This window comes from Flavobacterium agricola, assembly GCF_025919725.1.
GTDB lineage: Bacteria > Bacteroidota > Bacteroidia > Flavobacteriales > Flavobacteriaceae > Flavobacterium > Flavobacterium agricola.
The window spans coordinates 1,603,593-1,624,268 of sequence record NZ_CP081495.1 but is presented as its reverse complement, the minus strand read 5'-3'; the positions used below and the strand labels follow the sequence as shown (position 1 = coordinate 1,624,268).

Below are 20,676 nucleotides of genomic sequence, written 5' to 3'. Positions count from 1 at the left end.
TTCTGGGCACTGTTTCTTAAAGTGTGTAAGTTCAAAAATAAAGCTTGGGTTAGGTTTTTAAATTAAAGTCTAACCCTTTCTTGATATAGAGTTAAGAATTGATCAATAATCATCCCCCAGTTTCTCACAGGCATGGACCATTTTTTAGTTGCTTCTCTTACACATGCTTTTTTCGCTTGGGGATAATCATCGGGTTAAAACTAGCATCACGATCCCTAGGAACCTTTATTTCTTCTTCTCCGTAACTGGTTTTTATCTTTTTGGTAGAATAACCATTACGTGTATTATCTCCCTTTCTTGAATCATGCTTATCGTAATCTAAGTGAGCATCTAGCTCGCCTTATAACATTTTTTCAATTTCTCGCTTTTGTAAGTCTTTTAGGAAGTTTTGAAGTTCATCTCCAGTTTTAAACTGTTTGAAAAACTCATCCGAAAATAGGTCTTTTGTTTCCATAACTATGTAAATATTAAATATATAAAAAAATTCTGCTCGGTTTTAACCCAAGCGGAATTTTATACTTACACAGTTTTTGGTACAGTGTCATTAAACTTAAATATTCACACAAATTTCCCTTATCCACTACTAATTAATTTTTCGTTAATTAGTTTTTTTAAGGTTTAAATGACTCTCTACTTAAGAATTATCTATGTAATTTCGATTTCCTTACATGTCACGAAGTTAATATCCTAACTAACTAAACCTCTAGCTTACTTAGTTAGGATATCAAATTAGCTTAACCCATCAACCTGTCCATCAACTAAATCGATGCGTAAAGCTTGTGGTGATTTTGGTAAGCCTGGCATTCTAATAATATCACCGGCTAAAGCAACAATAAATTCGGCACCACGATTAATTACCAAATCGGTTATTTCTAAATTAAATCCGCTTGCTGCACCGTATGCTTTAGCATCAGCCGAAAAAGAAAACTGCGTTTTAGCAATGCAAACCGGAAAATGCTCTAAGTTATTAGCTTTAATTTGTTTTAATTTTTTTAAAGCTTCTGTACCAAAAGTGACGGTTTTAGCCCCGTAAATTTTAGTAACAATTTTGGTTATTTTAGTGGCTATATCATCTTCTAAATCATAGGTAAATAGCAAAGGTTTACTCGGGTTGTTTTGTAAGGTTTCAGCTACTTTTAAAGCTAAATTTTCTGCTCCAATTCCGCCTTCGGTATACGCGTTGTTAATTGCAAAAGGCACTTGTTGTTCGTTGCAAAAATCTTTTAAAGCTTTTATTTCTGCTTCCGTATCTGTTGCGTATTGATTAAATGCAACCAATAAACTTTGACCAAATTGTTTTAAGTTGGTTATATGTTTATGTAAGTTTTTAAAACCTTCTTTTAGTCCAGCAACATTTTCATTTTTTATATCATCAACCGGAACGCCACCATGCATTTTTAAACCTTGTGCAGTAACTACAACAATAGTTAGTTTAGGTTGTAAATTGGCTTTTCTGCACTTAATGTTTAAAAACTTTTCTGCACCTAAATCGGCACCAAATCCTGCTTCGGTAATTACATAATCGCCGTAACTAAGCGCCATTTTGGTTGCTAAAACGGAGTTACAACCGTGTGCAATATTAGCAAATGGACCGCCGTGAATAAAAGCTGCTGTATTTTCGGTTGTTTGAACCAAGTTAGGCTGCAAAGCATCTTTTAATAAAACCGTAATTGCACCCGCAACGCCTAAATCTTTAACCGTAAACATGGTGCCATCATATCGGTAACCTAATAAAATGTTTTCTATTCTACGTTTTAAATCATCTAAATCAGTAGCTAAACATAAAATAGCCATAAGCTCAGAGGCCGGAGTAATGTCAAAACCATTTTCTTGCGGAATCCCATTGGTTAAACCACCCAAACCGGTGTTTATTTGTCTTAAACTTCTGTCGTTTACGTCTAAAACGCGTTTCCAAAGTACTTGTTTTATGCCGTTTGCTTCGGCTTTATTCTGATAAATATAATTATCTAATAAAGCGCTTAACGTGTTATGAGCCGATGTTATCGCGTGAAAATCGCCTGTAAAATGTAGGTTAATATTTTCCATAGGTAAAACTTGTGCATAACCACCACCGGCAGCGCCGCCTTTCATACCAAAACATGGCCCTAACGAAGGTTCGCGTAAGGCAACAATTGCTTTTTTTCCTATTTTGTTTAAGCCCAACGCCAAACCAATAGAAACGGTTGTTTTACCAATTCCCGCTCGTGTAGGAGAAATGGATGTAACTAAAATTAAATTGGAATTGTTTATTTTTTCGGGTTTTATTTCAGATAGCGGAACCTTAGCAATGTACTTACCGTACGGAATTAAACTTTCGGTATCTAAATTAATTTGTTCGGCAATTTGATCTATTTTTTTTAAAGATGCATTGCGTGCAATTTCTATATCTGATTTCATGGTCAAGTAGTTAAAAACATTTAGTTGTCTGATTTATAAAGTTACAATAAAAAAACAGCTAAATCAGACTATATTAGTTGTTTTTTAGTTAATACTGAAAGCATTTTTAGTACCTTCATATCAAATTTATTTATAATGAATTACCCATACATAATTGCCGAGATTGGACAAGCGCACGATGGCAGCTTAGGAATTTTACATTCGTACATTGATGCAGTGGCTAAAACCGGAGTTCAAGCTATTAAATTTCAGATGCATATTGCCGAAGCAGAAAGCTCGATTCACGAACCGTTTCGAGTAAAATTTTCTTATGAAGATGCTACGCGTTTTGATTATTGGAAACGTATGGAATTTACTTTTGAACAATGGCAAGAAATTAAAGCGCATTGTGATGCGGTTGGATTAGATTTTATTTGTTCTCCATTTTCTAATTTGGCTGTAGATTGGTTAGAAAAATTAGCAGTTAAATACTATAAAATTGGTTCTGGCGAGGTAAATAATTGGCTGATGCTCGATAAAATTGCCCAAACCGGGAAACCTGTAATTTTATCATCTGGCATGAGTTCGTGGCAAGAATTAGATCAAACCATTGCTTTTTTAAAACAAAAAAATGTTGCTGTTTCTGTATTGCAATGTACTACCTCATATCCTACACAGCCAGAGCAATACGGGCTTAATGTTATTCAAGAACTAGCAAATCGTTATCAAATTCCAGTAGGTTTTTCCGATCATTCGGCTAAAATAAGCACCAATATTGCTGCTGTAGCTTTAGGTGCACAGATTTTAGAATTTCATGTGGTTTTTTCGCGAGAAATGTTCGGCCCCGATGCCAAATCATCTTTAACTATTTCAGAAGTTACTACGTTGGTTCCAGCGGTAAACGAAGTTTATACAGCGTTACAAAACCCCATTAATAAAGCGAATAATACGCAGTTTGCTGAATTAAAACAGATTTTTGAAAAATCGTTAGCTGTAAATAAACAATTAAATAAAGGACATGTAATAACGGCCGCTGATTTAGAAGCCAAAAAACCCAAAGGTTACGGGGTGCCTGCTCATGAATTTGAAAAGTTGTTAGGTAAAAAATTGCAAAAACCTTTAAATCAATGGGATTTTATTCAAGAAGAAGATTTAGAATAATTTTGTAAGATATATCTACTGAATTTATACGAAACAAGAAATGTTTTCGTTAATTTAGTTAAACAAAACAAAATTGAATCTTTCTTAAAATATGTCTAAACGAAAAATAGCCGTTGTTATAACTGCAAGGCCCTCTTACAGCCGAGTAAAAACGGTTTTACAAGCCATACAAAAACATCCCGATTTAGAATTGCAATTAATTGTTGCCGCATCTGCTTTGTTAGACAGATACGGATCTGCTGTAAATTACATGTTGCAAGACGGGTTTGAAATTGCGGCAAAAGTTTTTAATGTTTTAGAAGGAGAAAATTTAACGGCAGCTGCTAAAACTACCGGAATTGGAATTTTAGAACTTTCTACCGTTTTCGAGAATTTAAAACCAGATATTGTGGTAACGGTTGCCGACCGGTTTGAAACTATGGCAACAGCTATTGCCGCCTCATACATGAATATTCCGCTAGCGCATATTCAAGGCGGAGAAGTTACCGGTAATATTGATGAAAAGGTACGCCATGCCATAACTAAATTGTCAGATTATCATTTTACAGCGTCCGAATCAGCGCGTGAACGTGTTATAAAATTAGGAGAAAATCCTGATTTTGTTTTTAATACCGGTTGCCCATCTATAGATATTGCAGCAGAAGTGCTTAAAAATCCGGAGTTAGGTTTTAATCCTTATGAAAAATATGGCGGCGTGGGCGAACAACCCGATTTAACTAACGGTTATGTTGTAGTCATGCAACATCCGGTAACTACCGAGTACCAAGATTCGCGCAAACATATTCACGAAACATTAAATATTTTACCCCATATTAAGTTACCGGTTTTGTGGTTTTGGCCTAATGTTGATGCAGGAGCCGACGGAACTTCGGCTGGAATCAGAAGTTTTAGAGAACATCATGATTTAACCCATGTGCATTTTTTTAAGAATATGACTGGTGATGATTTTTTACGTTTGCTTAAAAATAGTAAATGTTTAATAGGTAATTCTAGCGTTGGCATTCGTGAATGTGCTTTTTTAGGTGTTCCGGTGGTAAACATAGGTTCCAGACAAAACAAGCGTGATCGAGGATATAATGTAATTGATGTTACGTATGATACAGATGAAATTTTGCAAGCCGTAAACCAACAAATTAATAAAAAAACAATCGAATCATCAAACGTTTACGGAGGCGGAAATGCAGGTGCTGTAATTGCCAATTTATTAGCAACCGTTCCGTTACAATTTCATAAAACCATTAATTATTAGCCATGAAAGTTCTTGCAATTATTCCAGCTCGTGGTGGTTCTAAAGGCGTTCCTGATAAAAATATAAAAATGTTAGGCAATAAGCCGTTAATCGTTCATGCCATCGATTGTGCTAAGCAAGCATCTTTGGTGTCTGAAATAGTTGTAACTACCGATTCTGACGAAATTATTGATGTTGTAAAAAAACATGCTGTTCAAGTTGTTAAAAGGCCAGCTAATTTGGCACAAGATTCTAGTAACGTAGTTGATGCAGTTGTTCATATTTTAGAAAGTTTACCCCAAAAGTTTGATGTTGTTGTTTTATTGCAACCCACCTCGCCTTTGCGTACCGGAAAAGATCTAGATCAAGTTATACAAATGTTATTTGCTGCTGATGATTTAGATGGTGTTATTAGTGTAGTACCTTTTGATGATTGTCATCCAGCCAGAATGTATAATTTGTTAGAAGATAATTACTTGCAAAGTTATGTTTCTGAGGGCGAAACTTTAAGACGGCAAGATTTAAAACCAGTGTATTACAGAAACGGATGTTTTTATGCAGTAAAAATAGATGCGTTTGTAAAACAGAAATCATTTATGGTGAAAAATAAAAAGGCGTATGTGATGGATGTAAATTGGTTGGTAAATATTGATTCACCACGTGATTTTAAAATTGCCGAAGTAATATATGAAGAATGGAAGAATGCAAATAGTTATAACTGAAAATGAAGATTTTAATCCTCTTGTTATTGAAGGGTTAAAAAAAATAGGAGATGTAAAAACGTATAATGTTGCTTCAACTTCAGAATTGATAGAAGTTATAAAAGATGCAGAAGTGCTTTTTGTTCGGTTAAGGTTTAAGCTTACTGAATCTGTTTTAAGGCAGGCACCAAAACTTAAATATATTCTTACTGCAACTACAGGTTTAGATCATATTGATTTAGATTATTTTGAATCTGTAGATGGACAAGTTATATCGTTAAAAGGAGCAACCGATTTTTTAAATTCTATTCCTGCAACGGCAGAACATACTTGGGCATTATTATTAGCCTTGATGCGCAATTTACCAGCTGCTTATGCTGATGTGCAGCAAGGATTTTGGAGAAGGGATCTTTTTAAAGGAAATAATCTTTCAGAAAAAAAAATTGGAATATTGGGTTTAGGGCGCGTTGGTGTGCAAGTTGCGCATTATGCTCGAGCTTTTAATATGCAAATTGGTTATTTTGATATTCTGAATAAAAATGCAACTAATTTGATTCAGTTTAAAACAGCTAAAGAATTATTTGCTTGGGCCGATATTATTTCGATACACATTCCTTTAAATGCCGAAAATATTCATTATGTAAATGCAGATTTGTTAAATGGTTTACAAAGTAATGCAGTTTTAATTAATACTTCTAGAGGAGCAGTTGTTGATGAATCTGAATTAATATCTAAAATAAAAAATAAGCAAATTAAAGGATACGCTACAGATGTGTTAGAAAATGAGCTTGAAATTGATATTCATACTAATGAATTATTGAAATTATCTAAATCAGGTTATAATGTAATTATAACACCACATATTGCTGGTGCAACTTTTGAATCGATGCATAAAACAGAAGAATTTATTTTTAAAAAGTTTTTGAAATGAGAAATGCTATAAAACTAAAAATAAGAAAAATTCTATGGAAATTGTTAGGTGTTAAATATGAAGAATATTTATTTAACCAGCGTAGGATCACATTTTTGGATGATTTTAAGGAAGCTGAAATTGGCGATAAGAGCTACAATAACGGAGCGAAGGTATGGAAATGGAATTCTAGCTCTAGTTTAACAATAGGAAAATATTGTTCTATTGCTAATGATGTTAATTTCATTCTTGATTCAGGAAATCATGATATGTTTAAAATAACTACCTATCCTTTATATGATACTTTTTTTAATAAAAACGAAAAAATTAGATTTAATGGGGAAGATTTTATATATAAAGATTTTAAATTTAATTATAAGCCCAAAAAAGATTCAATTAAAATAAAAAATGAAGTTTGGATTGGTGCTGGAGTAACAATTTTACCCGGAGTAACAATAGGAAATGGTGCTGTTGTATTAGCAGGTGCAGTTGTTTCTAAATCAGTTGATGATTATAGTGTTGTAGCTGGTGTTCCTGCTGTTCATGTTAAATATAGGTTTTCTGAAACGATAAGAAAAAAAATGCTACTTATTGCTTGGTGGGATTGGGATGAAGCTAAAATAAGAGAAAATGTTGATGATTTTAATATCGAAATAGAGGAGTTTGTAAAAAAATATACATGAAAAAAATATTTATATTGTTACCAGATGGTGTAGGTATAAAAAACTTTGCTTTTACTAACTTTAAAAAAATAGCAACATCTAATAAGTTAGAAATTGTTTATTGGAATAATACTGTTTTTGATTTAGAAAAATTAAATGCAAAACAAGTTACTATTTTTAATGGTAAACTTCATCCTTTAACACATATTTATAAAAATGTACGTAAGCATCTAGAAATAAGTGAAAATACTAAACGTTTTAATGATTTAGTTTACAAAAATTATTTATTTCCATTAAATACTGACGGATTAAAAAACAAAATACGTTCAACCTTAACTAGGTTTTTAATTAAAAACAATAAGTCAGAAAAAGGATTAAATAATATTATAAATAAAACGTATGAATTAGAACGTAATACAGCTTACTATCATACATGTGTAGCTCAATTAAAAGAACATAAACCAAATTTAGTATTATGTACTAACCAGCGTACATCTTTGGCTATCGCTCCTATAGAAGCAGCAAAAAGTTTAGGTATAAAAACAGCTTGCTTTATTTATTCTTGGGATAACTTACCTAAAGCTATGCTATTAATAGAAACAGATTATTATTTTGTTTGGAGTGAGTATATGGAAAAGGAGTTACTAAAATATTATCCCCATATCAAAAAAGAACAAATATACGTTACTGGTACTCCTCAATTCGAAAATCATTTTGATGCAGAAAATTTATTGTCAAAAGAAGAGTTCTACCAAAAATATAAATTGAATAAAGAGAGACAATATTTTTTATATTCAGGAGATGACGTTACAACTTCTCCTAATGATCCTTTATATATAGAAGATATTGCAAAAACTATTCAAAATTTGAATAACAAAGGATACAATTTTGGAATTATATTTAGACGTTGTCCAGTTGATTTTTCAACTCGCTTTGACAAGGTTATTGAAAAATATGAGGAGATTATTGTTCCAATAACTCCTGCATGGAAACAATTAGGGGGGATGTGGAATCAAGTTATGCCAACGATTGAAGACATGCAATTACAAGCTAATTGCATACATCACACTCTTGGAGTTTTGAACCTTGGATCTTCTATGGTTTTTGATGCAATAGCCCATAATAAAACTTGTGCTTACATGAATTATGATGCACCGGATGCTGATTTAAAGAAATGGAATGTAGAAAAAATTTATAATTATGTTCATTTTAGATCTATGCCTTCTAATCAAGCGGTTTTCTGGGTTAATAAGCCAGCAGATATTGAACAAACTTTATTGAAAATGACTAAGAGCGATACAGTTCAGCATCAAGAAGCAAAAAAATGGTTTAGTATTATTAATCAATATCCAGCAAACCAGGCATCTGTTAGAATGATTGATGCAATTAAACAAATTCTTAGTTAGATGAAAATAGCTTTTTTAACTCCAGAATATCCACACGAAATAACAGGCAGTTCAGGTGGTATAGGGACAAGTATTAAAAATTTAGCCGAAGCTCTAACAAAACATGGCCATCAAGTTAGAGTATTGGTTTATGGGCAAAAACAAGATGCTGTTTTTAGCGAGGGTAATCTTTATATACAACAAATAAAAAATGTTAAGTTAAAAGGTCTTTCATGGTACTTAACTCGTAAAAAAATCGAAAAAATTATTGACGCTTTGTATGCTAAGCAAGAAATTGAACTTGTTGAAGCTCCTGATTGGACCGGTATTACTTCATATATACATCCTGAAAAATGTCCTATAATTATAAAGTTACACGGTTCTGATACTTATTTTTGTGATATAGAAAACAGGCCTGTTAAATGGATAAATAAACATCACGAAGCAAAGGCATTGAGACAAGCTAATTCAATAATTTCTGTGAGTAATTTTACAAAAAGCTATACACAGTCTTTATTTAATTTAGATTACAATATTAAAGTTATTCAAAACGGAATAAATCTTTTAAACTTTCAAGAAACACCTTTCATTAATAAACCTATTATATTATATTTTGGTACCTTAATAAGAAAAAAAGGTGTATTAGAAATACCTGAAATATTTAATCAAGTTTTAAAAAAAAAACCAGAAGCCCAGTTAGTTCTTGTTGGTGGAGATTCGGTTGATATTTTATCTGGAAGTCAATCTACGTGGAAGCTGATGTATGATAAGTTGTCACCTTTTGCACAAAAGCAAGTAAATTATGTCGGGAAGCTAGCACATCATGAGGTTGTTTCTATTATTAGGTCAGTCAAAGTATGTATATTTCCTTCATTTGCAGAAGCTTTTCCTGTTTCTTGGTTAGAAGCTATGGCGATGCAAAAAGCAATAGTAGCCTCAAATATAGGTTGGGCTAATGAATTGATTATTAGTGGAGAAAATGGATTTTTGGTTCATCCTAAAAATACCATAGAATTTGCTAATAAAATAGTTGAATTACTCAATAATGATCAATTAGCTTATAAAATGGGACAAAATGCAAGAAATCATATCATCGACAATTTTGATATAAATATAATTGCTCAAAAAAACATTAAACTTTATAAAACCCTTATTATATGATCATAGTTATACATACTAACCAAGTGGTTGTTCAAGTTAAAAGTTTTAAAAATATTATAGATGAGTCAGCATATTTAGGAAAATCTTTAAGTAAAGTATGGATACAATTATGTTTGATTTATAAAAATGAGTTTTTATTTTGGGTGAGTGATGAGGTTCGTGAAATTTCTAATGAAAATGAATTTACATCTATTTTAAAAAATAAATTTGAAATACAATCTTACGGTAAAACAAACCCTATAGATGTTGCTATTGGTTATATAGAACAATCTCCATTTTTAAATATAAATAAAAAAGTAAAGTACCCTACATGGATTATGAATGATAAAATAGGGGGTATACATGCAGAAGCTTTTAATCTAATCTACAATAAAGCGCTTCATAGTTCTAACTTTAATGAATTAATGTGTTCTATAGCTAAAGCAGGACAGCCTAAAGGACTATTGTCGTACTCTAATCCTAATTTGTTAATTAATAAACAGATTGAAACAAAAGAAGAAGTTACTCATCCTGTAAATTTATTTTCTTTTGTAAAAAAACATTACAAATTACAATGGGTGTTTATATTATTGTTTAATATCCTGATTTATGATAAAAAGTTTCCTATACTTTCTTTTTTTAAATCATTGTTTGTAAAAAAAGCACGCCAATCAAAATCCCTTTCTACTTTATATAGTCAAACAAAAACAATTTCTGTTACAGAACAAGATACGGTTGATGTTCTTATTCCTACTATAGGTAGAGCTCAATATTTAGAAACAGTATTTACAATGTTAGCTAATCAAACACATCTTCCTCATAAAGTAATTGTTGTAGAACAGAATGCTGTAGCAGGGGCAGCTACGGAACTAAACTTTATTTACAATAAAAAATGGCCTTTTAAAGTTGATCATCAATTGATTTATCAATTGGGAGCATGCAATGCTCGTAATTTAGGCTTAGATAAAGTAGAATCTAAATATGTGTTTTTTGCAGATGATGATATAGAGTTTGCAAATAATTTTATTGAAACATCGCTTTTTGTAATTAAATCTAATAATTTTTCAGCTGTAAATTTAGCTTGCTTACAAGTTGGAGAAAAATTAGAGAACAATAATATCATGCAATGGGAAACCTTTGGTTCAGGATGTAGTATTGTTGAAACTAGATGTGTAATAGATTTAAAATACAATATTCTTTATGAATTTGGTTTTGGTGAAGATGCAGATTTTGGAATGCAGTTGCGTAACAAAGGCTTTGATATTATATATCTACCTAATCCACTAATATTACATTTAAAAGCGCCAATAGGTGGATTTAGGACAAAACATGTCCAATCATGGTCAAAAGATCTTGTTCTACCTAAGCCTTCTCCAACAGTCATGTTATTTAAACAAAAGTATTTAACGCGAAATCAACTTCTCGGATATAAAATCGTGTTGTTTGCTAAATTTTATAAACGTCAATCTATTAAAAACCCATTTGCTTACATTCAATTTATGAATCAAAGATGGGCTAAAAGTAAATATTTGGCTAACATTCTAAATTTAAAAAAATGATATTTTCTTTAATTGTTTGTACATATAAAAGAAGGTTTGCAATTGAAAATTTGCTGGAATCAGTGCTAAAGCAAACGATTTATCCAGATGAAATAATTATTGTTGACAGCTCTTCTGACGATGATACTAAATTATACATAGAGGATAAAAGGTTTAAAAATCTTAAATATTTTAAAGTTGATGATACCAACAAAGGATTAACAAGACAACGTAATTTTGGTATCAATCAAGTTGATGAATCATCTGAAATTATTTGTTTTTTAGATGATGATATAATTTTATATCCAAATTATTTTAATGAGCTATTATCAACTTATAAAAATTACCCTGAAGCACTAGGGGTGGGCGGTTATATTGTAAATGAGGTAAAGTGGACAAAGGTTAATAGTGACTATAAAGCTCATTTAAACCAATTTTGGTATGATGGTTATGTAAGGTCTGAGCCTTCAAGATTTAGAATTAGAAAAAAAATCGGATTAGATTCTAATTTTGCTCCTGGGATGACACCAATGTTTTCTCACGGACGCAGTTTGGGGTTTCTCCCTCCATCTGGAGAAATTTATCAAGTTGAACAATTAATGGGTGGAGTATCTTCATTTAAAAAAGAAGTTTTTAAAGCAAGCTCTTTTTCTACATATTTTATCGGCTATGGCTTGTATGAAGATGCTGATTTTTCTATTCGGATTGCAAAACAGGGAAAACTATATTTAAACACAAACGCACAATTAGAACATCATCATGATCCTTCTGGAAGGCCTAATAAATATAAATACGGAAAAATGGTTGTGAGAAACGGTTGGTATGTTTGGCGAGTTAAAAACCCCAACCCTTTATTAAAAGATAGGTTAAAATGGAACGCAATTACCTGTTTATTACTAGTTATACGTGCAACTAATATTTGTACAGCTAAAAAAAGAAAAGAAGCTTTTACCGAAACACTTGGTCGCATGGTTGGATACATTAGTTTAATTTTTTACAAACCAAAATAGTTACCAAATGATATTTATTTATAATCGTACAGAGATATAATAAGGTAATATTATATAGCATTTATCTTAGATAAATTTTAAACGATTTTGCTGTTTTTTTTTTCGGAGTCTGTAATGATTTGTGTTGAATTTTATACAATCTTATACTTGCCTTATCTAAAAGTAATCTCTTAATATAACTTTACTTCAAAAAGAAATTAATTTGAGAAGAATATTAAATAAAACGCTTAAAGCCGAAATTACTATATGTTGAAAATTACTACTGAACAACTGATAGGCAGTACTTCTTTTTTTTTTTTAAAAAAAGAAGTGTCAACTTTATAATTATCAAAATACGAGACTTAGAGGTATGTAAACATTTTGGTATTTACTAATGAATTAATGTTTTATGAAATTTACAATATTTAGTCATGTTAATCATGTAAAAAAACAAAACAAAATTTATGGTTACGCACCATATATTCGAGAAATGAATTTATGGATTAAAAACCTGGATTCTGTTGAGGTAGTTGCAAATCTGTCTAATCGAGATTGCACAGCAATAGATTTGGCTTATGAGCATAAAAATATTTCATTTACAAGTTTGCCTGCTTTTAATTTATTAAGCTTTAAATCAAAAGTAAAGTTTCTCGCGCAATTTCCTGGAATGCTTTATACTATTTATAAAGCCATGAAAGCAGCAGATCATATTCATTTGCGTTGCCCAGGTAATGTTGGATTATTAGCTTGTTTTGTTCAAATTTTTTTTCCAAACAAACCCAAAACGGCTAAATATGCTGGAAATTGGGATCCTAATGCCAACCAACCTTTTAGTTATAAACTGCAAAAATGGATTTTAAACAATACATTTTTAACTAAAAATATGCAGGTTTTGGTTTATGGAAATTGGCCTAACACAAGCCAAAACATAATTCCTTTTTTTACCGCAACTTACACTGAGCAAGATGCTGTTTTAGCATTAAATAAACCTGCTAAAAAAATAGAAACCGATTCAACTTCTATAAAGTTTTTATTTGTAGGAACATTAAGTTCAGGAAAAAGGCCGTTATATGCCTTACAACTTTTTCATAAACTACTTCAAAAAAAATCTAATTTAGAATTACATTTTTATGGAGAAGGTTCAGAAAGGAACGTTTTAGAACAATATATAACAAAAAATCACCTACAAAATAATGTTTATTTACATGGAAATCAGCAAAAAGAAGTAGTTGAAAAAGCATATCAAGAATCTCATTTTTTAATCCTTGCTTCAAAATCTGAAGGTTGGCCAAAAGTTGTTGCCGAAGCCATGTTTTGGGGCTGCATTCCGTTAACTACATCGGTTTCTTGTGTGCATCAAATGATTGGCAATGGTGAGCGTGGTGTTTTGTTGCATTTGGATTTAGATTCAGATTATAAGCAGGTTGCTGATTTACTTACTGACTCAGTTCGATATGCTGAAATGAGTAAAAAAGCCAAAATATGGTCAACCCAATATACGTTAGATAAGTTTGATGATGAAATTCAAAAATTGTTATCAAAAAGTAAATCTTTATAATTATGAGAATTGTACAATTAATTGATAGCTTGCATCCAGGTGGTGCCGAAAAAATGGCTGTTAATTATGCTAATGAATTAGCTAATCATATCGAGGAATCGCACATAATAATAACCAATCAATCAGGTGCGTTAGCTGATCAAGTACATGCTAATGTTAAGTGTAAAATATTTAAGCGTAATAAATTTAATCTTTTTTTAATTATTGTTAATCTTTTAATTTATTTAAAAAAGCATAAAATTACTGCTATTCAGGCACATAGTTCTTCTTATAAATGGGCAAAAATAATTAGAACGATTTATCCAAACATAGCTTTCTATTGGCACGATCATAACGGTAATAGATTAGATTGGGATGAAGTCGAAAATAAAAAAATTATTCAAGCTTCAAAATACTTTACTGGTACTATTGCGTGTAATAAAACGTTACTTACATGGGCAGCGAATAATTTACTAACAGATAAAACAATATATTTACCAAACTTTGTTTCGGTTAATTCTGAGATAAAAGTCACAACTTTATTTGGTGATAACGAAAAACGAATAGTTTGTTTAGCAAATTTTAGAAATCCTAAAAATCATTCATTTTTAGTACAATGTTTTATTGACTCAGAAATTTCAAAGTTGGGTTGGTCTTTGCATTTAGTAGGGAATACATACAATGATGCTTATTTTAATGAGGTGAAAAATATAATGGATGCTCATGATGAAAGCTCAGTGTTTATTTATGGACTTTGTAGCGATATTTTTAACATTTTGAATCAAGCTCAAGTTGGTATTCTTGTTTCAAGTTACGAAGGATTTCCTGTTTCGGTTTTAGAATACGGATTAACCGGATTGTGTCCAATTGTTTCGAACGTTGGATTTATGCCAGAATTAGTTCATCATTTAAAAACCGGCTATGTTATTGAAAACAATAATTCTAAACAATTAATAGAAGCTTTTAAGAGTTTACCAGTGTCAGATCAATGGAAAAATCTAGCAGAAAATTTTAATAAACAAATTATTACTAATTATGCTGCGAGCAAGATTATAACAATTTTTTTAAAACAATTAAATGAGTAATTTATTTAAATCTAATAAGTACATCTATTTTATATTACTGCATGCTATTTTAGGGCTTGTGGTATCTTCTTTTTTAATTGTTTCTAAGGTTTTAAGTATTTTAATTGTTGTTGTTGGTGTTTTGTACATAATTAAAAGCAAGGATAAAAATAACGAAGCGTTGTTTTTTGCTGCCTATGTTTGCGGAATTGAAATTTTTTTACGGATGACAGGGGGGGCTTTTTTTAATGAATATGGAAAATATGTAATTAGTTTATTTTGTTTGTTAGGAGTACTTTTTCATCCAGTTCAAATTTCTAAACTTTTGTTTATATTTTTGTTTTTGTTATTAATTCCTTCTTTGTTTATTGGTCTTCTAGATTCTTCTTATGAGATTAACCTACGAAAAAGTGTTATTTTTAATATTTCGGGTGAGCTTTGTTTATTGGCTTGTTGTTTGTATACTTTTGGAAAAAAAATTGATTTCAAACAGCTAATCAATTTGGTTTATGTTATATCACTTCCAATTGTTTCAATAGTAGTTTATATATCTACACACACTTTATTTGCTGATAATGTTTATGTTTCAACTACTTCTAACTTCGCAAGCTCTGGTGGTTTTGGTCCAAATCAAGTTTCGACAATTCTTGGTTTAGGAACTTTTTGTTTTTTTGTATTGTTTATTTTAAAAAAAAGTATTCCGTATGAAAAGTTTTTATATCTAGGATTATTTATTTATACTGCTTACCGCGGAGTTGTGACTTTTTCCCGCGGAGGTAGGTATGATTTGTGCCCTTATAATGATTCTTGTTTTCATTGGAATTTTATTTATTTATACTAATGAAAAAACTAAGTTTAGAATATTAGTATTTTCATTTATTAGCATAATTGGTTTTCTTTTGTTCTGGGGGTTTGTTTCATATACAACAGACGGTTTAATTGTTAAAAGATATAATAATCAAGATGCGATTGGAAGAGAAAAGATAAGTAAACTATCTGGTCGTGAAACTTTAATAGAGTCTGAGTGGGATATGTTTTTAGAAAATCCTATTTTAGGCGTTGGCGTTGGAAGAAATTCTGAGATTCGTTTAGAAGAATTAGGTATTAGAGCAGCAAGTCATAATGAAATTACTCGTTTATTAGCCGAACATGGGTCTTTAGGGATTATTTACTTATTCATTATAATTGTCTTGCCTTTTGTTGTTTGGTACAATAATAGACAGCACCTTTTATTAATTCCTTTTTTTATATTTTGGATATTAACTATTAATCATGCAGCAATGAGAATGGCTGCTCCTGCATTCATATATTCACTATGCTTATTAAATGTCATAATTAATTTTGAGAAAAAAACTAAAAATGAAAATAGTTTACATAGGAAACAAATTACAAGCTAAGGGCTTTACCCCAACTAGTGTTGAAACTTTAGGAAATTTTCTTATATCTGAAGGTTATAACGTTAAACGTTATTCAGACATCAGAAATCCCTTTTTTAGATTTTTAAACATGCAATTTGGGATTTTTTTTAACAATCATGTTAATTGTGTTATTATAGATACATATAGCTCAAAGGCCTTCTGGTTTGCATTTTTTTCGTCATTATCATCTATTATTACAAATAAGAAATATATCTTATGTTTAAGAGGCGGAAATCTTCCAATGCGATTAAATAAAAACCCAAAACTATGTAATTGGATGTTTTCTAATAGTTTTAGAAATATTTCTCCTTCAGGATACTTACTCCAAGAGTTTGAAAAAAAAGGATATAAAAATTTAACGTTAATACCCAATACTATTGAAATAGAAAATTATTCTTTTCTTCCAAGAACCTTAAGCTCACCTAAAGTTTTATGGGTAAGATCTTTTGCAGAAATTTATAATCCTTTATTAGCAGTAGATGTATTGATTGAGTTAAAAAAAATATATCCAGAAGCGGAGCTTTGCATGGTTGGACCTGAAAAGGATGGAAGTTTAATTAAGGTAAAACAATATGCTGCTGATAATAACGTTGAAGTATCATTCCCTGGAAAACTAAGTAAGAAAGAATGGTTTAAATTGTCAGAGAATTATAATATTTTTTTGAATACTACAAACTTCGATAACACCCCAGTAAGTGTTATGGAAGCTATGGCATTGGGATTACCAGTTGTTTCAACAAATGTTAGTGGTTTACCTTTTTTAATTCAAACAGATAAGGATGGTATTCTTGTTGAACCTAATAATAGTTCTCTTATGGTACAGGCAATTGATAAACTTGTTAAAGATAAATCTCTATATAAAAAAATTCAATTAAATGCTCGAAAAAAGGCCGAAACCTGGGATTGGCAAGTAATAAAAAATGACTGGAATAAGTTATTAGAACAATTAAAATAAAAGATGAAAAAAAGTACAAATATCCATTTCGAAATCTCAGAGCGTAAAATTCTTTTGAGATTTTTAGATGTCTCTATTATTCTTTTATTTATTTATTTAACAAGTCATTTTGTTGACGTTAGCTATTTCAAAAATATATTTGCAGCGCCAATATCTATATTGGTTCTAGTTTTTTATATTTTGTTTTGTTGCACATTGTTCGAAATGTATAACCTGCAAGTAGCAGCTAATCAGCCTCGAATTTTAAAAGAAGTTGTTGTTAGTAGCATAACAATTGTCGTACTTTATATTAGCACGCCAATTATAACACCTGTATTACCTAATAAACGAATAGAAATTTTATTATTCTTTTCTATTGTTTTTTTATCCTTAACCGCTTGGCGTTTATTTTATCTTAAATTTCTTACCGCTGTTCGTTTCCAAAAAAATGTGATTTTTGTCGGACATTCTCAACGTTTATTAGAATTGGCTACCGAATTAGAAAAAGCTGATCCGCATTATAAAGTAAAAGGATTTTTGATTACCGATAATGAACCTATAACAGATGCTAGTGAAATTCAACAATTAAATATAAATGAAGTTAAAAATTTTGTAAACACAAATCATATTGTTGAGGTTGTTATTATAGATAAAGAAAAAGTAGCTATTGATCCAATTTTTATAACAACGTTATTAGAAGCATTGGAAAGTGGAATTGTAGTACGCGAATTTGATGAGGTTTACGAAACCGCTACCTATCGGTTACCAATTTTAGACTCAGATCAAAAGTTTTTCACCTATTTCCCATACGGGCGAAGCAATTCTAACCGATTTTATTTATTTACAGTACGTTTTTTTGATATATTATTTGCCTTAATTGGCCTTGTAATATTATTGTGTATTTTGCCATTTGTAATGCTAATTAATTTATTTGCAAATAAAGGCCCATTATTTTACAAACAAGAACGAGTGGGGCAGTATGGTATTCCATTTAAGGTTTTTAAATTACGCTCAATGGTTGTTGATGCCGAAAAAAATGGAGCGCAATTCGCTCAAAAAAATGATCGTAGAATTACGCCTTTTGGTCGTTTTATTAGAAAATCAAGATTAGACGAAGTACCACAATTTATTAATGTATTAAAAGGAGAAATGTCGGTTATTGGGCCACGTCCAGAACGTCTGGTTTTTGTGGATCAGATATCAGAATTGGTACCGTTGTATAAAACCAGACACGTAATAAAACCAGGATTAACCGGATGGGCACAAGTAAAATTTAATTATGGCTCTACAATAAACGATAGCCTTATCAAGCTGCAATACGATTTGTATTATATTAAAAACCGAAGTTTAGCTTTAGATATTAACATTATTATAAAAACATTAAATACCGTGCTCCTTTTTAAAGGGCAATAAAAAAATCCAGCTTTAAGGCTGGATTTTTTTATGTAATTGAATTTGTATCAGTAAGGTTATAAAAACAGCTAAAGTAACTGGAAATACCATAAATAAATATCCGTTATAAACCACCATAATTACGTACAGAACTAAACAAACTAATAGAACTTGTAAAAGGGCTTTGTATTTTTTTAATTGATTTGTTGCCAATAAATATCCAGCAACTAAAAATAAAGGATTTATTAAAAGCAAATTGTAATTAAAATGTACTTCGCTATGAAACGAATACAATTGCATACCAAATAAAAACAAGCTTAATAAACCAACTAACGCGTAAGTTAATAATGCAACAGATTTGTTGTAAGATAATAAACCTATTATAATACAAATGCCAGTAATAGCAAGAATTACAATAAGTTGTGAATGATTTGTCGGTGTTGCCTCAAAATGTAAAATAGTTTCATCACTTATTTTTTTATTGTTAATAGTTGTAGAAGCTATTGAAGTTAAAAATTGTTCCGGCAAAAATATATGATTAAAAGTTTGATCTGTTTTTATCCCAAAAAGTAAATTAATACCCATGCCAACCAAATAATCGTTTTTTAAATAGGTGTTTAAAATTTCCCGATTGCTTAAGTTCTCTGCGTCGGGTAATTGCAAGTTAAAATCAATTCCAGTGTTATTCGCTATTAAATTTACAGCTAAAGTTGTGCAGTTTTTGTCAATAAATTTATAGGTGTACAAAGCTTTTTCTGTTCCGTAAGTTGACGTTAACTCATCAAAAATAGCTTGTTTTTGTTGTTGGGTAATTTGTAAGGGCTGCTCCCAAACGCTACGATTCTCTGCTTGGTAATTAAATAAAAAACTATTAAAATCATCTTTACCAATAAAATATAATAAATCGCCTTTTAAAAACTTTCCATAAAAATTAGGTGCCCTAAAATCAAAAGCACCAAAGTTATAAACCCAATCAATATGTTTGGACTTATCTTTTATACGTATGCCCGTGTGCCCAAACAACGAATGCAATTCGTTGCTGGTTCCGCAGGTTAAAATGCTTATTTCTGCTTGCGGGGATAACTCAATTTTTTGCGCTTGTACAGCAAGGTTAAGCATAAAAAATGCAACAAATAAAAAAAGTTTTTTTGCTTTATTCATCTTCTTCAAAAAAAAATCAATGTGAAATATATTGGCTAATTTACGTTTTTATAAAAACTTAAAAAGAACTATTTTTTTAATTTATGTGTTTATTTTACAACATTATGTATCTTTATTAAATACAGACAAAAATATAGCTCGATTGTGCTGTGTTTTTTTTTTGATTTGAACAATTTTTTTAACCAATTCTAGTTGCAAATCATAATTTCTAAACCATTGTAAATAGTAGGATAAACAAGGTTTTTAGCTGTTAAAATTTCCTTGTAAATAAGTTGTGAAAAAGTTGAAAATATCATTCTTATTCCTACATTTGCTACATAAATTATATCATATGTCAATTAAAAAACACATTCCAAATTTTCTTACTTTTTTAAACCTTTCTGCTGGTTTATTAGCTTTAGTTCATGCTTTTAACGGAAATTATAATGAAGCATTTTCTTTAGTTTGTTTAGGAATTTTCTTTGATTTCTGGGACGGATTTTTTGCACGCAAATTTAACGTTTCTGGCGATTTAGGTTTACAACTTGATTCAATGGCCGATATGGTTACGTCTGGCGTTGTGCCCGGTTTGGTAATGTATAAAATGTTTGCAGACATTCAGGAAAACCAAGAAATGTACAATTTAACAGAAGAAACTTGGTTTATGGGGGCAGTACCTTACATCGGATTTTTAATTACTTTAGGTTCGGCTTACCGTTTAGCTAAGTTTAATATTGATACGCGTCAAACCGATTCGTTTATTGGTTTACCAACGCCAGCAAATGCTTTGTTTATTTTAAGTTTACCTATGATTTTGTTTCAAAACCAATTTCAATGGGTTTCAGACATCATTTCTAATCCGTATTTTTTAGTCATTATTTCAGTTTTAAGTGCTTATATTTTAAATGCAGAAATTCCTTTATTCTCATTAAAAATTAAAAACTTTACCTTTCAGAAATATAAATTACAGGTTGGCTTTTTAGTTGCATCCGTAATCTTATTGTTTGCCTTGCAATATTTAGCTATTCCGTTAATTATATTATTGTATATCTTTTTATCTTTATTGGTAAAACCAAAGGCTGCTATTTAGTGTTTTAAACA

18 protein-coding genes and 1 pseudogene are annotated in these 20,676 nt (G+C 30.6%); 16 read left to right on the top strand and 3 right to left on the bottom strand.

From position 1 onward, the window contains the following. Positions 1–172: 172 nt before the first annotated feature. Together K5I29_RS08135 and K5I29_RS08130 are read right to left on the bottom strand one after the other, a co-directional pair. A pseudogene (locus K5I29_RS08135) lies at positions 173–454 on the bottom strand (transposase); the annotation flags it as partial. A 275-nt stretch (positions 455–729) separates the two neighbouring features. Continuing rightward, positions 730–2,397, bottom strand: coding sequence for a formate--tetrahydrofolate ligase (locus tag K5I29_RS08130; RefSeq protein WP_264432315.1), 1,668 nt, complete (start codon positions 2,395–2,397; stop codon positions 730–732). A 135-nt stretch (positions 2,398–2,532) separates the two neighbouring features. Here K5I29_RS08130 and K5I29_RS08125 point away from each other — a divergent pair, with 135 nt between their 5' ends. The 15 genes from K5I29_RS08125 to K5I29_RS08055 all read left to right on the top strand — a co-directional run bounded on the left by K5I29_RS08125 (position 2,533) and on the right by K5I29_RS08055 (position 18,456). After that, the gene (locus K5I29_RS08125; protein ID WP_264432313.1) at positions 2,533–3,537 is read left to right on the top strand and encodes an N-acetylneuraminate synthase family protein; all 1,005 of its coding nucleotides are present in this window, start codon (positions 2,533–2,535) and stop codon (positions 3,535–3,537) included. 91 nt (positions 3,538–3,628) lie between these two features. Further along, positions 3,629–4,786 (top strand): UDP-N-acetylglucosamine 2-epimerase, encoded by a 1,158-nt coding sequence (gene neuC / locus K5I29_RS08120; protein WP_264432310.1) that lies wholly within the window; start codon positions 3,629–3,631, stop codon positions 4,784–4,786. A gap of 2 nt (positions 4,787–4,788) precedes the next feature. Further along, positions 4,789–5,487, top strand: a complete 699-nt coding sequence (locus tag K5I29_RS08115) for an acylneuraminate cytidylyltransferase family protein (RefSeq protein WP_264432308.1) — start codon at positions 4,789–4,791, stop codon at positions 5,485–5,487. Then, on the top strand, positions 5,453–6,397 hold the full coding sequence (locus tag K5I29_RS08110) for an NAD(P)-dependent oxidoreductase (protein WP_264432307.1): 945 nt from the start codon (positions 5,453–5,455) through the stop codon (positions 6,395–6,397). The genes K5I29_RS08115 and K5I29_RS08110 overlap by 35 nt, the downstream gene beginning before the upstream one ends. After that, positions 6,394–7,059, top strand: a complete 666-nt coding sequence (locus K5I29_RS08105; protein ID WP_264432305.1) for a CatB-related O-acetyltransferase — start codon at positions 6,394–6,396, stop codon at positions 7,057–7,059. Before K5I29_RS08110 ends, K5I29_RS08105 begins: the two co-directional genes overlap by 4 nt. Further along, the gene (locus K5I29_RS08100) at positions 7,056–8,444 is read left to right on the top strand and encodes a glycosyltransferase family protein (RefSeq protein ID WP_264432303.1); all 1,389 of its coding nucleotides are present in this window, start codon (positions 7,056–7,058) and stop codon (positions 8,442–8,444) included. The genes K5I29_RS08105 and K5I29_RS08100 overlap by 4 nt, the downstream gene beginning before the upstream one ends. After that, positions 8,445–9,584, top strand: a complete 1,140-nt coding sequence (locus tag K5I29_RS08095) for a glycosyltransferase family 4 protein (protein ID WP_264432300.1) — start codon at positions 8,445–8,447, stop codon at positions 9,582–9,584. Beyond that, positions 9,581–11,122 (top strand): glycosyltransferase family 2 protein, encoded by a 1,542-nt coding sequence (locus K5I29_RS08090; protein WP_264432298.1) that lies wholly within the window; start codon positions 9,581–9,583, stop codon positions 11,120–11,122. Before K5I29_RS08095 ends, K5I29_RS08090 begins: the two co-directional genes overlap by 4 nt. Further along, positions 11,119–12,111, top strand: coding sequence for a glycosyltransferase family 2 protein (locus K5I29_RS08085; protein WP_264432295.1), 993 nt, complete (start codon positions 11,119–11,121; stop codon positions 12,109–12,111). Before K5I29_RS08090 ends, K5I29_RS08085 begins: the two co-directional genes overlap by 4 nt. Before the next feature lie 388 nt (positions 12,112–12,499). Then, on the top strand, positions 12,500–13,648 hold the full coding sequence (locus tag K5I29_RS08080; protein WP_264432292.1) for a glycosyltransferase family 4 protein: 1,149 nt from the start codon (positions 12,500–12,502) through the stop codon (positions 13,646–13,648). A gap of 2 nt (positions 13,649–13,650) precedes the next feature. Next, a complete protein-coding gene (locus K5I29_RS08075; RefSeq protein ID WP_264432290.1) occupies positions 13,651–14,712 on the top strand; it encodes a glycosyltransferase in 1,062 nt (353 codons plus the stop codon). Next, the gene (locus tag K5I29_RS08070) at positions 14,705–15,532 is read left to right on the top strand and encodes a hypothetical protein (protein WP_264432288.1); all 828 of its coding nucleotides are present in this window, start codon (positions 14,705–14,707) and stop codon (positions 15,530–15,532) included. Before K5I29_RS08075 ends, K5I29_RS08070 begins: the two co-directional genes overlap by 8 nt. Continuing rightward, the gene (locus tag K5I29_RS08065) at positions 15,492–16,088 is read left to right on the top strand and encodes an O-antigen ligase family protein (RefSeq protein WP_264432285.1); all 597 of its coding nucleotides are present in this window, start codon (positions 15,492–15,494) and stop codon (positions 16,086–16,088) included. The genes K5I29_RS08070 and K5I29_RS08065 overlap by 41 nt, the downstream gene beginning before the upstream one ends. Beyond that, entirely contained in the window at positions 16,051–17,064 is a 1,014-nt protein-coding gene (locus K5I29_RS08060) for a glycosyltransferase family 4 protein (RefSeq protein ID WP_264432282.1), read from the top strand. Before K5I29_RS08065 ends, K5I29_RS08060 begins: the two co-directional genes overlap by 38 nt. A 3-nt stretch (positions 17,065–17,067) precedes the next feature. Beyond that, positions 17,068–18,456, top strand: coding sequence for a sugar transferase (locus tag K5I29_RS08055; protein WP_264432279.1), 1,389 nt, complete (start codon positions 17,068–17,070; stop codon positions 18,454–18,456). A gap of 12 nt (positions 18,457–18,468) precedes the next feature. Here the strand turns inward: K5I29_RS08055 and K5I29_RS08050 are convergent, their stop codons facing one another. Continuing rightward, positions 18,469–19,596, bottom strand: a complete 1,128-nt coding sequence (locus K5I29_RS08050; protein ID WP_264432278.1) for a DUF4105 domain-containing protein — start codon at positions 19,594–19,596, stop codon at positions 18,469–18,471. Positions 19,597–19,933: 337 nt separating this feature from the next. Between K5I29_RS08050 and K5I29_RS08045 the strand changes: the two genes are divergently transcribed. Further along, positions 19,934–20,665, top strand: coding sequence for a CDP-alcohol phosphatidyltransferase family protein (locus tag K5I29_RS08045; protein ID WP_264435180.1), 732 nt, complete (start codon positions 19,934–19,936; stop codon positions 20,663–20,665). Positions 20,666–20,676: the final 11 nt, after the last annotated feature.